Raw genomic sequence first — 13,977 nt, 5'->3', positions numbered from 1 at the left:
GTATAGACATCGGATGTTCCGGCTCGCAGCGTTCCCGATTCTGATTGTAGTGGCCGTCCTTACCGCAGGCGCCGGCCTGGCGGACGACGACTTCCTCACACCGAACCAGGCGGCAACGATCAAGAAGCTGACCGCGCTGCCGAAGGACAACGTCGCGGCAGCGTTCGACGCCGAATTCCGTCCGGCAGCCGACCATGCCCGCGACGGCGTCGAGAAAGCCGACGCGATCCTGAGGGCATCGGGAATCCGGCGCGACACGCGCGTCGGCGACGTGCTCGCCGGCGACGGCTACCTTGTCCAGCTCCTGGTCGCGGCGGTCTACCAGTACGGCCGCGTGTGGGCGAACAACGATCCGGCTTCGATCGATGCCGCGACCGGCGCGGCGTGGACCAAAAGGCTCGAGGATCCTTCGGCCGCGAACATCGCGCGACTCGATCAGCCGCTTTCGTCGCCGTTCCCCGGCTATGTGCTCGACCTCGACCTGATCTTCAGCCGTTACGCGTACGCGGACGCCGTGCGCCGCGGCATCGACCGCAGCGCGATGAACCACGATCTGTTCGCGACGCTCAAGCCGGGCGGTCGCCTAGTGATCGTCGATGCACGCGCAGGCGACGATGCCGACCCCGCGTCGGCCGCGGCACTGTGCCGCGTGCCGGAGGCGCTGGTGCGAAAGGAGCTCGAGTCGGCCGGCTTTCGCTTCGTCTCTTCGGGCAGCGAGCTGCGCGACAAGGGCGACGCCTCGTCGGCTTCGGCGTGCGGCGCCGAAGCGGCGCGGCGATCGATGGACCGTTTGCTGCTCGTGTTCGAGAAGCCGTAGTCCCGGGGGGCAGCGGGTTCCCGCGAGATTGCGCGCGGCCTTTGCGAGATTGCGCGGCGCTGACGCGCCGGGACGCGGCCTTCTCTCGCCAGTGCGCGGCGCTAGCGCGACAGCGCGCGGCGAAGCCCGCTGGCTTCTCCCGACAGCAGCTCGAGCTGGGCCATGACGTCTGCGTCGTAGCGGCAGGCCGAGCGCGCGCTGCCGAGGAAATCCTCGGCCTGGTCGAGCTGGCTCTTCGCACGCGTATTGTCGCCGGCGCGGACGCTGTCGCGCACGTCGTCGAAGGCGTGGCTCGCGGCGCGCGTCTCGGAGGCGCAGCGGCGCGCCTGCTCGACGTCCTGGGCAGTGGCCTGTTCTTCGACCGCCACGGCGCCGCGGGCACCGGCCGCGCCGACCAGCAGGATCGCAAGAAGCGAGACCGTAAGCGCATTCTTCGGCATTGCGATGATCTCCGTCACTTCGGTCGCCGGTTTGTCTCTTCCGCACCGGCGCGGTGTTTGGGTACGCCCGGCATCTTTCGGATAATGGTCCGGCGACCGTGGTGACGGTGGCATCTCGCGCGCTCCGCCGCAATCGTGGGCGATCGCGGATGCCGTGCGATGACGATCGGAGCATGCGAAAGGAGGAACCGGTGAAGAGCGGCGGAAGACTGATCCAGCGCGACGGCCAGCCGCGCTTCGGTATCTTCACCGACGCCGTCTCCGAGGTGAACTTCCGCGACTACGACCTTCGCTCGCCGATGGATCACCGGCGCACGCTGCTGGCGCGGCACTTCGGATTCAAGCAGTTCCAGTTTCTCGGCGGCATGTGCGAGTCGCTGGTGTTCGGTTGCGCGCTGGTGGACGTGCGCTACGTCGGACAGGTGTTCGTCTATTTCTATGAGCCGATGACGCGGCGCTACGCGGAGTACAGCCTGCGCACGCCGCTGGCATTCGGCACTCATTTCGACCAGAGGCCCGAAGACGGCAGCGCGACTTTTCGCAGCGGCGAGTCCCGCTTCGCGATGACCGCCACTCGCGATCCGCAGCAGCGCCAGCTGTGGGTGCGACTGGCAGGCGGCGTCGAGATCGACGCGGTATTCGACGAGCAGGAGCCGCTCGTGCAGCCGATGCGCATCTGCACGCCGGCCGGCGCCACCGGCTTCGTATTCGCGCGCAAGACGGCCGGCTCCCGCGTCAGCGGCACGATCCGGTGGGACGGGCGCACCATTGACCTGGCCGAAGCGGGAATGCTCGGCCACAACGACTGGAGCGCCGGCTACATGAGGCGCGAGACGTTCTGGAACTGGGGCTGCCTGGCCGGCCGCCTCGAGGATGAGCGCATTGTCGGGCTCAACGTGTCGAGTGGCGTCAACGAGACGGGGTTTGGCGAGAACTGTTTCTGGATCGACGGTGTGCTGCACCGCCTCGGCCACGTTTCGTTCCAGTTCGACCGCCACGACCTGATGCAGAGCTGGCAGCTTCGGGACAGCGAAGGTCGCCTCGATCTCGTGTTCAACCCCGAAGGCTCCCACGTCGAAAAGATCCAGGCCTTCGTCGTCGCGAGCAATTTCCACCAGCTCTTCGGGCGCTACCACGGCACGCTGGTGACCGGGACCGGAGAACCGGTGCGCGTCGTCGGGCTTCTCGGGTATGCGGAGAAGCATTACGCGAAGTGGTGACTTCGGAGTGGTGACCTCGCAGTGGTGTCCTCGGAGTGGGGACTTCCGGGTGGATGCGCCCGGGGACGCCCCTCAAAGGGGGCACGCGAAAAAACGTGCAAGCGAATCCAGCCTGGGTCACACTCGTCTGCATTGGAAGGAGGACGGCTGGGATGCGTAAGATTGCGCTGGCAATGATGGTTGCGTCTTCACTTCTCGTTGCGTCGGCGGCGCTGGCGCAGAACTCGGGTCTGCAGCCCGGCCTTCACGGCATGGATTCGGGGCTGAACGACAGCTCGATCCAGGCCGATACGAACCTGGATCGTAGATTCGGGCGTCCGGGCCTGAACGACAACGGCGTCGGCGGCCTCGGGTCGATGCAGGGCACGGGCCTCGGCTCCTACGGCGCCGGCAGTATCGGCCAGCCCGGCCCCGGCGGCCTCGGCTCGATGCGAGGGACCAACATCGGCGTTCAGCCGGTGCGGCCGCGCTGAATCAGCTCGCGCTGGTGGTGGTTCTCGCTGGTGCCTGCCGCTGGTGCCTGACCCCATTCCTCTGGTGCCTGACCCCATTACATCCATGTATGCGGGGAGATTGCCGCAGTCGGTGGATCGGATCCCGCATGCGGAAGTGCCGGGGTGCGGCAGGGATTCCCCACCCCTCATAGAATTGCGTGAATATCCGGGGGCTTGCCTCGCCGCTTCGAGTGGCACCCCGATTGCTGTGATGGCGGCAACCTTCCTTGGGGAGAAGGGCCGGCTGGGATGATGGGGACGACGGGCGAGCCGGTCGCCCAGGGCAGGCTGCTTGGACTCAGTACCAAGTGCGGGACCGACGCGGGCGCCGCGGGAATCGTTCGGACAACATCCACGGTTCCCCGGCGCCCGCTCGAAATCTGACTGGCTCACGGACGGGGAGGTACGGGGGGCCGCCGGCGACGGCGGCTGATTGCATGGCCACTCCCGACAACGATTTCCGGGATCTTCTCGCCAACGCTTTCGACTGTTTCCCGCTGGCTGTCGTCATCGTCGGCCTCGACGGTCGATTCCTTCACGCCAATCCGTCGGCCTGCCACCTGCTGGCAACCTCCCCGGACGCGCTGCGACGCCAGCGCATCGCCGAGTTCTTCCTGCCCGAGCAGCGCAGTGCACTGAGCGATCTTGCCGAAGCAATCCTCGACCGCGACCTCGACAACTTCCACGAGGAGCGCTCACTGGTGCGCCACGACGGCAAGACACTGGATCTCGACATCACCGGCGCGGTGCTGCGAACGGCCGGCGGGAAGCCGGGCGCGGTGCTCGCGCTCGGCCGCGAAGTTGCGCAGGCGCGCGCGGCCGATTCGTTCGAGCCGCTGCTCGGAATGTTCAACGTGGATCGCCTCTCGCGCGAGGAGTCGGGACCCGAAGGAGCCGCGCTGCGCGAAGAGTTCGAGTCGCTGTGCCGCAGTGTCTCCCAGCAGTTCCGCATCCCGCTCAGGATCATCGAGGGATATTCCGACATCGTCCTCGAGGACTGCGCCGCGGGGCTCGACGACGTCGCGCTTCGCTATCTCCACACGATCCGCGATCAGAGCCATCGGCTTTCCGCGCTGATCGACAACACGCTCGCGCTGGCGCGCATCTCCAGCCGGCCGCTGCACCGCGAGAACCTCGACCTGAGCGCAGCCGCGCTCGACGCTGCCGCAGTGGTGCGCGCCGAATCGCACGCGCACGAGGTCGAAGTCGAAGTGCAGCCGGGGCTGGTGGTCGATGCCGACGCAAACCTCACCGGGCGCCTGCTGCGGCGCCTGTTCGACAATGCATTCCGGTTCTCGCGCTGCGCCGACCATCCTCGCGTCGAATTCGGCTGCGACTGCAACGCTGCGGGAAGCACGTTTTTCGTGAGGGACAACGGCGCCGGGTTCGAGCCGGCGCTGGCCGAGCAGCTCTTCCTGCCCTTCGAGACGTCTCGGGAAACGAGCGAGCTTGCCGGAGCCGGTGTCGGCCTGGCGGAGGTGCAGCGCATCGTCGCGCGCCACGGCGGCAAGGTGTGGGCCGAAGGAGTTCCGGGAAACGGCGCGACGTTCTACTTCACGCTGCCTGCCGCACCCGTGCCGGTCCCGAAACCGTAGCGTACGCCGGCGCTGACGATGCGCGGCGCGGCGATCGACACGATGCCGTCGGCGCTGATCCCGTTCTCGATCGTCTTGTCGAACAGGTTTTCGGCAGCGACGAAAGCTTCGAAGCCCCAGCCGATCTTGCGCGCGACGAACGCGTCGATCGAGACGAACGCGTCGAGCTTGCGCGTGTTCTGGTCATCCTCGTACTGCTCGCCGACCACGCGCATCTGCAACGACGCCCTCCAGTTCTCTCCGGCGTCGTAGTCGAAGCCGATGGTTCCCTGGTTGCGCGGGACCTGCGGAAGCTGGTTGCCGACCAGCGAAGGATCGTCCTTGGCGGCGTGAACCTGGCCGTCGCTCCAGAGGTATGCCAGGCGAACGAGGAACCCGCGCCCGAGATCCATCCCGAGCTCCGACTCGATGCCGAGGATCTGCGTGCTGCCGATGTTGCGGCGCTGGAAACAGGTGCCGCCGGCGGGAACGAAACCGCACGGATCGACGACGCCGCCGCTGGCGCCGCCCTCGCCCACCGTCACGTTGAACACCGGGTCCTTGATCTCGTTGAAGTACACCGTCGACGACAGGCTCCAGGGCCCGGACTTCCAGTCGAAGCCGCCTTCGACGCCGATGAGCTTCTCGGCCGCCAGCGCGTCGTTGGCTTCGGTGATGTCGTTGCGGACGCGAAACGGTCGCACCTGCTCGTTGATCGTCGGCGCGCGAAAGCCGCGATAGACCGCCGAGCGCAGAGTCAGCGCGTCGGTAGCGGCGTAGGCCAGGCCGAGGCGCGGGTCGAGCAGTGTCTCGTCGCGCGTCGAGAGATTGCGGTCGACCGGCGGCGTCGCGCCGGAAAGGTCGATGTCGCGGCGAAACCCGTCGTAGCTCGTCCAGTAGTCGAGGCGCAGCGCCGAGGTGAGGCTCAGCTTCGGCGTCAGCGCGGCGATGTCCGAAACGAAGATGCCGCCCATCGCCTGGGTGGCGCCGCCGTTTCGCTGGCGCGTGTAGGAGCCGGCGATGTTGCGCCCGAGCTCCTCGTTCTTGCCGTCGACCCACAGCGTGTCGAGCCCCGCGACGAGGTGATGAATCTGGTACGCCTGGCGCGACCACACCAGCGAGCCGCCGGCGCTGGTGGCCGGAACGTCGAACTGGTCCGCGGCCGGAGTCTCGTTCGTGCGATCGGGAGATACCGAAGAGAACGTGCTCGTGAAATCCTGCACCGTGCTGAAGACATCGGCCGAGACGCTGCCGAGATGCCCGGCATCGACGTCCATTCCGCTGCGGAAGTAGCCGGCCTTGGTCTCGTTGTGCGTGTACGGAGTGCCGTTGTCGCGCGCGTCGTGGTAGCCGCGCGCCGCGAATCGAAGCCGCGTCGTCGGCGAGACCTGCTCCTGGAGGTGGATCGCGCCGGTTTCGTTCTCGCTGCCGCCGGGAACGTCGATCGGACCGCGATCGTCGGCCCGGATCAGCGGATAATCGCCGCTTCGCATCCAGCGTGCGTCGATGAGCGCCGACGTGTTGCCGAATCGGCGCGAGGCCCATCCTTCGGTTCGGCCGCTGCCGCGCTCGCCTCCTTCGGCGACGAAATCCCCGCCGTCTTCATTGACCGGCCGCGTGACGACGTTGATCACGCCGCCCATTGCGTAGTTGCCCCACAGGCTCGCACCCGAGCCGCGCAATACCTCGATCCGGTCGATCGTTTCGCTCGGGATCGAATCCCACGGGATCCACCCGCCGAACGGGTCGTTCAGCGGCACGCCGTCGACCATCACGAGCGCTCGACTGGTGCCGCTCGGCCCGATTCCTCGCAGCGACACGCCCTGGGTCGTCGGGTGCGCGGCGCCGCTCCCGAGCCGGCGAAACAGGCTGAATCCCGGGATGCGCCTGAGCAGGTCGTCGACGGTGCGCGCCGCCGAACTCTTCACTTCGGCGCTGCCCACGTCGCTGACGTAGGCGCTCGGGTCGGCGAGTGGAGCAGGCGAACGCGTCGCGCTGATACTGATCGGCTCGAGAGTGGGCGTCGATGCCGTCTCCGAGCCGGCGGTGGCCGAATCGGCGACAGCCGAGTCGGCGTTCGTCGAGGCGGGCGCCGCGACGTCGTCGGCTCGGGCGCGGGCGACATCGAGCATGCAAGTCGCCAGAGCAGAGAGCGCGACCGCTCGCATTACGTTGCGCACGTGACGCGAGCTCATGAGGTCCGGCCTGCCCTGACGCACGTCGCTTGCTCCTTTCGCTGCGTTGCCCGACGCAGACCCGCCCCCGCACGGAACCTAGTGCTTGTCGCGCTGGGCCTCGAGCCACTTCTTGATGAGCGCCGTATCGGACGCACTGACCCAGCGCGCGAGGTTCGGCATCCCGTTGGATACCTTGAGCCCCTGTCGCACCACCGCGTCGAACGACTCGTAGGGGAGCTGGGTGTAGCGAAGATCGGGAATCGCCTTCGTGCCGGAGACTCCACCTCCGCCGTGGCATTCCGCGCAGTTCTTGTGGTAGAGGCGGCCGCCGTCCTCGAGATCGCCCTTCTTGTCGAGCAGCGCGATCACGTCGGTCATCGCCGGAGGTGCATCGGTCGGGATTGCGTAGGTGACGACGCGGCCGCGCGAGTCGCTGTTGCCCTGGGCAGCCGCCGGCCCTCCTCCGAGCGCGAAGGCACCGCCCCAGCCGGCGACGATCGTCACGTACTGCTTTCCTTCCACCTTGTACGTGATCGGCCCGGCGCCGACGCCGGTGCCGACTCGCGATTCCCACAGCTCGCGGCCCGTCGACGCGTTGAATGCGAGGAAGCGACCGTCGGCCGAGCCCTGGAACACGAGGTTGCCGCCCGTGGCCAGCGTCCCGCCGTTCCATGCCATCGCGTACGGGTGGCGCCACGCTTCCTTGCGACGCACGGGATCCCACGCAATGAGAGCGCCGGAGGTCAGCTCGGGGCTGAGCAACGAAAACGCGTTGAAGTCGGTGCCGGTATTCCAGTTGCCGGGGCGATCCTGGAAATCGCGGTTGCGACGGTAAAGCCCGAGGATCTCCTGGGTTGGCACGTAGACGAGACCCGTCTTCGGGCTGAACGACATCGGCTGCCAGTTGTGTCCGCCGAACGGCGTCGGCTTGACGAACGCGGCGTTGTCCTTGAAATCCTGCCCCGCAACTTCCACCGGCTTGCCCGTTGCGAGGTCGACCTTCTCGGCCCACGTCGCCTCGACGTACTTGTCGGCCGACAGCAGCTTGCCGCTCGTGCGGTCGAGCACATAGAAGAATCCGTTCTTCGGCGCCTGCATGATGACCTTGCGAAGCTGGCCGTCGATCTTCAGGTCCGCGAGGATCAGAGGCTGGGTCGCAGTGAAATCCCAGCTGTCGCCGGGCGTGGTCTGGTAGTACCAGACGATCGCGCCGGTTTCGGGATTGAGCGCGAGGATCGACGAAAGATACAGGTTGTCGCCGCCCCCGGGGCTGCGGATCCAGCGCACCCACGGCGAGCCGTTGCCGGTGCCGACGTAGAGCAGGTTCAGCTCGGGATCGAAGGCCATCGAATCCCACGCGGTTCCGCCTCCGCCGATCTCCCACCAGGGCCCGCCTTTCCACGTCGCGGCGGCCTTCTCCATGTCCTTGTTCTCGAAGCCGTCGGCGGGATTGCCGGGCACCGTGAACGTGCGCCAGACCATGTTGCCGTTGTTGGGATCGTACGCAGAGATGTACCCGCGCACGCCGAACTCGGCGCCGCCGTTGCCGATCAGCACCTTGCCTTTGACGACGCGCGGCGCGCCGGTGATCGTGTAAGGCCGCGACTGGTCGACGGTGATCTTCTCCCACAGAAGCTTTCCGGTCTTCGCATCGAGCGCGATCAGGCGCCCGTCGAGAGTTGCCGAGAAAATCTTGCCTCCGTAGACCGCTACGCCGCGGTTGACGACGTCGCAGCAGGTCTTGGGCGCGGTATCGCCGGGAACTTTCGGATCGTAGCGCCAGATGAGCGAGCCGTTGCGCGCGTCCACGGCGAACACGACCGACCAGGAACCGGTGAAGAAGAGCACGCCGTCGACCGCGATCGGCGTCGATTCGTGGCCGCGCGTAAGGCCGGTGAAGAAGGTCCAGACCGGCTTGATCTTGGTCACATTGTTGTCGTTGATCTCGTCCAGCGGGCTGTAGCGCTGCTCCGAGTACGTGCGCCCGTGCGTGATCCAGTCCGAGGTGGCCGAGTCGGCCGAAGCCAGCGCCGCATCATCGATGGTCTCGGTCCTGGCGAAGGCCGCGAGCGCGCCCTGGGACGGGGCGCCGGTGGGATCCGGTGCGCCCGAGGCTGCCAGGGCCGTTGCAGCCGGAGTTGCCCCGGGCGGCGGAGTCGTCGAAGGCGGCGGCGGGGACGAAGTGGCTGGCAATGAGGTGTGCGCCGATGCGACGGGCGCGGTCGCGGGCGCAACGGCAGGAGCGGCGACGGGGGCCGAGGCATCCGGCCGCGACGCCGCACCGGGAATTTCCTGGGCGAACGCAGCGGCGCACGTGACCACGACGGCAGCGCCGGCAAGTGCCGGCGCGATTCGCACCAGCGCGCGCGCAATTCGAGATAGATGCATCGAGTCCTCCTGAGTAGTGGCCTGCCTGGTGCCGTGCCGCTGGTACCGTGCCCGCAGGCCGCGCACCGTTTGCCGATCGGCAGTCGCCTGCCGGTCGGCGGATACTACGAAGACGCCCGCGGGTCGGCAAGGCGGCAGCGAACGTCCTCAGGCCTTGACGAAAGTCCAGATTCCGATGGCGACGAAGGCGACTCCGGCAACGCGAGTCACCGTTTTCGGATCGATCATTTGGGCGACGACCTCGCCCGCGAGGACGCCGATGGCGCAGGCCAGCACGAGGGCCAGCGATGCCCCCGCGAAAACGGTCCAGCGGGCATCGGGGCTTCGCGACGAGTAGAGCAGCGTCGCGACCTGGGTCTTGTCGCCGAGCTCGGCGAGAAAGACGGTCGAGAATACGGTCGTGAAGAGCTTCGTGTCCATCGCTTCTCCGTGGCGAGCGTCCCGGCCGGTCGGCCGCAACGAGGCTCTTGTGTGCGCCGCAACGGCGCAAGTCCAGCGCAGCGCCGCACGCCCCGCGATCGACGCACGGACCTCGAAAATGACGCGTAGAAGCCGGCAATGACTCGTCAGAGCTCGTCGTCGACAACGTCACCGGCGACATCGCCGGCAACGTCGATGGCCGCCGCGACCGCGCCGTCTTCCGGCAGCGTCTCGACGTCCCTCAGCTTCTTCTGCAGCACACGAGTGCGCCTCTCGGTTTCCTCGATGCTGCCGGCGGCGGTTGCCAGCTGCTTCTTGACCTTGTCGAGAACGCCGGCGAACCTCGCGAACTCGCTCTTGACGCCGGCCAGCACCTGCCATGCTTCGCTCGCGCGCTTCTCGATCGCCAGCGTGCGAAATCCCATCCTCAGGCTCGAAAGCGTCGCGGCGAGCGTCGTCGGCCCTGCGACGATGACGCGGCAACCCTGCTGCAGCTCCTCGATCAGGCCGGCGTGGCGCAGGACTTCGGCAAACAGTCCTTCGGTAGGCAGGAACAGGATCGCGAAGTCGGTCGTGTGCGGCGGGTCGATGTACTTGTCGCGGATGTCGCCGGCGCACTTGCGCACGGCGCGTGCGAGGTCGGCCGACGCGCGCGCGACGCCGTCTGCATCGGCGGATTCGGACGCCTCGACGAGTCGAATGTAGTCTTCCTGCGGGAACTTCGAGTCGATCGGCAGCATCACGATCTGCCCGTCGCCGTTGCCGGGAAGGCGCACCGCGAACTCGACGATCTCGCGGGAGCCGGGGCGCGTCGCGACGTTTCGATCGTACTGCTCGGGAGCCAGCATCTGCTCGAGAATCGCGCCGAGCTGCACTTCGCCCCAGGTCCCGCGCACCTTGACGTTGGTCAGCACCTTGCGAAGGTCGCCTACTCCGGCCGCCAGCGTCTGCATCTCGCCGAGGCCCTTGTGCACGGCCTCGAGCTGGCTGCTGACGGTGCGGAACGATTCGCCGAGGCGCTTGCCGAGCATCTCGTCGAGCTTTTCGTCGACGGTCTTGCGCATCTCTTCGAGGCGGGCGTCGTTGGCAGCCTGCAGGTCGCGAAGGCGCTGCTCGACGCTGTCGCGCACCGACGTGCCGGCGCGCGCGAGCTCCTCACGCAGCGCCGTCGAGCCCCGCTGGCTCTCCTCGCGCAGCTCACGCGCCGCGCGCTGGCTCTCTTCACGGCTGGCACGAAGCTCTTCGCGCAGCGTCCTCTCGACGGAGCCAGGGTCGCTGCGCGAGCTTCTCAGGTAGAGCAGGACGCCGACCGTCGACAGGATGACCGCGAGCAGCAGGATGCTGAGAGTGAACGGTTCGCTCATTCGCGGTCGATCGCCGGATCGCCGGCTCAGTCCTCTTCTTCTTCCTCGCGTTTCTTCGGTCTTTCGACCTGCTTCAGCACGCGCTTGCGCAGGCGGATCGACTTCGGCGTCACCTCGACCAGCTCGTCGTCGGCGATCCACTCGATGGCCTGCTCCAGGCCGAACACGCGGTACGGCGTGATGATCGTGGCCTCGTCGTGGCCGCTGGCGCGCATGTTCGTCAGCTTCTTCTCGCGCACGATGTTGACGTTGAGGTCGTTGTCGCGCGAATATTCGCCGATCACCATGCCCTCGTACACCCGCGTTCCCGGCGGGATGAACATGACCCCGCGTTCCTGCAGATGGAAGACCGAGTACGGGGTGGCCACGCCTTCGCGGTCGGCGATGATCGCACCGTTGGTGCGCGCTTCGATCGGCCCCGCCCACGGGATCCATCCGTCGAACAGCGCGTTCATGATGCCGGTGCCGCGCGTTTCGGTGAGGAAGCGCGAGCGCAGCCCGATCAGCCCGCGCGACGGCACCTTGAACTCCATGCGCATGCGGCCGGTGCCGGCCGGCATCATCTTGACCATCCTTCCCTTGCGCAGCGCCAGCAGCTGGGAGACCACGCCGACGTAGTCGTCGGCGACGTCGATGACGAGCAGCTCGACGGGCTCGTGCTTGACCCCGTCGATCTCGCGGATGACGACGGTGGGCCTGGAGACCTGCATTTCGTAGCTTTCGCGGCGCATCGTCTCGATCAGGATCCCGAGCTGCAGCTCGCCGCGCCCGGTAACCTTGATCGACTCCGGCGAGTCGGTGTCCTCGATTCGCATGCTGACGTTGCGGCGCTGCTCCTGGTACAGGCGGTCGCGCAGCTTGCGTGACGTGACGTGGTCGCCTTCGCGCCCGCCCCACGGTCCGGTGTTCGCACTGAAGATCATCGAGATCGTCGGCTCGTCGACGCGAATCGGCGGCAGCGGCACGGGGTTCTCGCGCTCGCCGATCGTATCGCCGATCAGGATGTCTTCGATGCCGGCGACCGCGACGATGTCGCCGGCCGTGACGGTCTCGGACTCGCTGCGCTGGAATCCTTTCCACGAGTAGAGCTGCGAGATCTTGACGAGGCGGTCCGGCGCGCCGGGACGGCACAGCGAATACGTGCCGCCCTTGGCCAGGCTCCCGCTCTTGATGCGACCGATGGCCAGGCGACCGACGTACTCGTTGTAGTCGAGGTTGTTGCACTGGAACTGGACCGACGCCTGCGGACTGCACTCGGGTCCGGGCAGGCAGTCGACGATCGTGTCGAACAGCACCTTGAGATTGTCGCCGGGAACGGAAAGTTCGCGCGTGGCGGTACCCACCTTCGCATTCGTGTAGATGACGGGGAACTCGAGCTGGCCCTCGTCGGCGTCGAGGTCGATGAACAGGTCGTAGACTTCGTTGAGCACTTCCTGGATGCGGGCGTCCGGCCGGTCGATCTTGTTGATGCAGACGACGGGCACCAGGCCGAGCGACAGAGCTTTCTGAAGCACGAAGCGGGTCTGGGGAAGCGGGCCCTCGGAGGCGTCGACGAGCAGCATCACGCCGTCGACCATCGCCAGCGTGCGCTCGACCTCGCCGCCGAAGTCCGCGTGACCCGGCGTATCGACGATGTTGATGCGGACGCGTCCGTAGACGACCGCCGTGTTCTTGGCGAGGATCGTGATGCCGCGCTCGCGCTCGAGCGCGTTGGAATCCATGATGCGCTCGGCTACGTGCTGGTTGGCGCGGAAAAGGCCGCTCTGGTGCAGCATGGCGTCGACGAGCGTCGTCTTGCCGTGGTCGACGTGGGCGATGATGGCGACGTTGCGAAGGTCTTCGCGACGTGCGGATGCGGTGTCCATGAGCATGATTGCGAGCGGCTTGAGCCGGTTCTCCTGGGGAAAAGATCGGGGAACATAGCACGTCACGTCTCCGGAGCCAGCGCTGCCGGTGCGCAGCGCCTCGCCTTCACACGGGCAGGGTTGCAGCGGCGTTGCGGCCGGGCTGCGCTGCGTGCGCCGGAATTCCGTGTTTCCGAGCGATGTGGCGCGAGAATCGTCAGTCGCGACGCGGCGGCGGCGCGCGAAGCTGGCCGTCGTGAAGATTCGTCAGCGCGAGCTGGCGGCGAAACCGACGCCCGATTGCACCACCTCGGCCATCCTGACAGCCAGTGCGACGCGCCACAGCCACGGATCGGCGTCCGGCCCCACCGGCCGTGTGCGGGAAGGCGCAGGAGCAATCCCCAATGGAACGACGCTTCGAGAACAAGGCCGTCCTCATCACCGGCGCCGCTTCCGGAATCGGCGCCGCCACGGCCAGGCGGTTCGCCGGCGAAGGCGCGCGCCTCGTGCTCGCCGACATCGATCTCGACGGAGCGGTCCAGTTGGCGCGCGAGCTCGACGACGGCACCGGGCGCGTCGTCGCGCGCGCCACGGACGTGCGCGACATCGCGCAGGTGACCGGCGCCGTCGAGGAGACCGTTTCGCGTTTCGGCCGCATCGACGTGCTGTGCAACAACGCCGGCGTCGGAGCCTACGGCGAGTCGCCGGACCTCGACCCACAAGTCTGGCACAACGTGCTCGCGATCGATCTTCACGCGGTGTTCTACGGCACCCGCGCCGCGGTGCCGCACATGCGGCGCCAGGGCGGCGGCGCGATCGTCAACACCGCATCGATCTCGGGGCTTTTCGGCGATTTCGGGCTTGCGGCCTACAACGCGGCCAAGGGAGCGGTCGTCAATTACACGCGCACGGCGGCAATCGACCATGCGCGCGACGGAATCCGGGTCAACGCGGTGTGCCCCGGCCCGATCGATACCGTACTGATCTCGTTCTCGAAACAGTTTCCGGTGATCGTCGACGAGTGGAAGCGCAACATCCCGATGGGCCGCGTCGGCCGCGCCGAAGAAGTCGCCGCGGCAATCGCCTTCCTGTGCTCCGAGGACGCCTCGTACATCACCGGCGCGATGCTGGTCATCGACGGCGGCCTGACGGCCGCGACGGGGCAGGTCAACTACACGCGGGCGCTTGCGGGGTGAGGCTGCCGCCTCTTCCTTGCGGCGCAGGGGGCGGGTGGTAAAA

General features: G+C 67.3%; 11 protein-coding genes. 5 read left to right on the top strand and 6 right to left on the bottom strand.

Annotated features, from left to right (window positions below):
- The first annotated feature begins 13 nt into the window (after positions 1–13).
- A complete protein-coding gene (locus tag VGK20_11915) occupies positions 14–817 on the top strand; it encodes a hypothetical protein (protein ID HEY2774743.1) in 804 nt (267 codons plus the stop codon).
- Positions 818–918: 101 nt separating this feature from the next.
- On the opposite strand, the gene VGK20_11910 is transcribed toward VGK20_11915, so the two are convergent.
- Entirely contained in the window at positions 919–1,257 is a 339-nt protein-coding gene (locus tag VGK20_11910; protein HEY2774742.1) for a hypothetical protein, read from the bottom strand.
- Positions 1,258–1,448: 191 nt separating this feature from the next.
- Here VGK20_11910 and VGK20_11905 point away from each other — a divergent pair, with 191 nt between their 5' ends.
- The 3 genes from VGK20_11905 to VGK20_11895 all read left to right on the top strand — a co-directional run bounded on the left by VGK20_11905 (position 1,449) and on the right by VGK20_11895 (position 4,566).
- Positions 1,449–2,477 (top strand): DUF2804 domain-containing protein, encoded by a 1,029-nt coding sequence (locus VGK20_11905; GenBank protein ID HEY2774741.1) that lies wholly within the window; start codon positions 1,449–1,451, stop codon positions 2,475–2,477.
- Between the two features lie 152 nt (positions 2,478–2,629).
- Entirely contained in the window at positions 2,630–2,950 is a 321-nt protein-coding gene (locus VGK20_11900) for a hypothetical protein (protein ID HEY2774740.1), read from the top strand.
- 458 nt (positions 2,951–3,408) lie between these two features.
- The gene (locus tag VGK20_11895; protein HEY2774739.1) at positions 3,409–4,566 is read left to right on the top strand and encodes an ATP-binding protein; all 1,158 of its coding nucleotides are present in this window, start codon (positions 3,409–3,411) and stop codon (positions 4,564–4,566) included.
- Here the strand turns inward: VGK20_11895 and VGK20_11890 are convergent.
- The 5 genes from VGK20_11890 to typA all read right to left on the bottom strand — a co-directional run bounded on the left by VGK20_11890 (position 4,521) and on the right by typA (position 12,765).
- Positions 4,521–6,677: a TonB-dependent receptor gene (locus VGK20_11890; protein HEY2774738.1), complete on the bottom strand. Its 2,157-nt coding sequence runs from the start codon at positions 6,675–6,677 to the stop codon at positions 4,521–4,523. The genes VGK20_11895 and VGK20_11890 overlap by 46 nt on opposite strands.
- A gap of 141 nt (positions 6,678–6,818) precedes the next feature.
- Positions 6,819–9,110 (bottom strand): PQQ-dependent dehydrogenase, methanol/ethanol family, encoded by a 2,292-nt coding sequence (locus tag VGK20_11885; protein ID HEY2774737.1) that lies wholly within the window; start codon positions 9,108–9,110, stop codon positions 6,819–6,821.
- Between the two features lie 147 nt (positions 9,111–9,257).
- Entirely contained in the window at positions 9,258–9,530 is a 273-nt protein-coding gene (locus VGK20_11880; protein HEY2774736.1) for a TMEM165/GDT1 family protein, read from the bottom strand.
- A 146-nt stretch (positions 9,531–9,676) separates the two neighbouring features.
- Positions 9,677–10,894, bottom strand: a complete 1,218-nt coding sequence (gene rmuC, locus VGK20_11875; GenBank protein HEY2774735.1) for a DNA recombination protein RmuC — start codon at positions 10,892–10,894, stop codon at positions 9,677–9,679.
- Positions 10,895–10,920: 26 nt separating this feature from the next.
- Positions 10,921–12,765 carry a translational GTPase TypA gene (typA, locus tag VGK20_11870; protein ID HEY2774734.1) on the bottom strand — a complete coding sequence of 615 codons (1,845 nt, stop codon included), beginning with the start codon at positions 12,763–12,765 and terminating at the stop codon, positions 10,921–10,923.
- Between the two features lie 377 nt (positions 12,766–13,142).
- Between typA and VGK20_11865 the strand changes: the two genes are divergently transcribed.
- Positions 13,143–13,934 (top strand): SDR family NAD(P)-dependent oxidoreductase, encoded by a 792-nt coding sequence (locus VGK20_11865; GenBank protein ID HEY2774733.1) that lies wholly within the window; start codon positions 13,143–13,145, stop codon positions 13,932–13,934.
- Positions 13,935–13,977: the final 43 nt, after the last annotated feature.

It is taken from the genome of Candidatus Binatia bacterium (genome assembly GCA_036493895.1).
GTDB lineage: Bacteria > Desulfobacterota > Binatia > UBA1149 > CAITLU01 > DATNBU01.
Note: the sequence above shows the minus strand (reverse complement) of the source record. Positions and strands in the feature narration are given on the sequence as shown.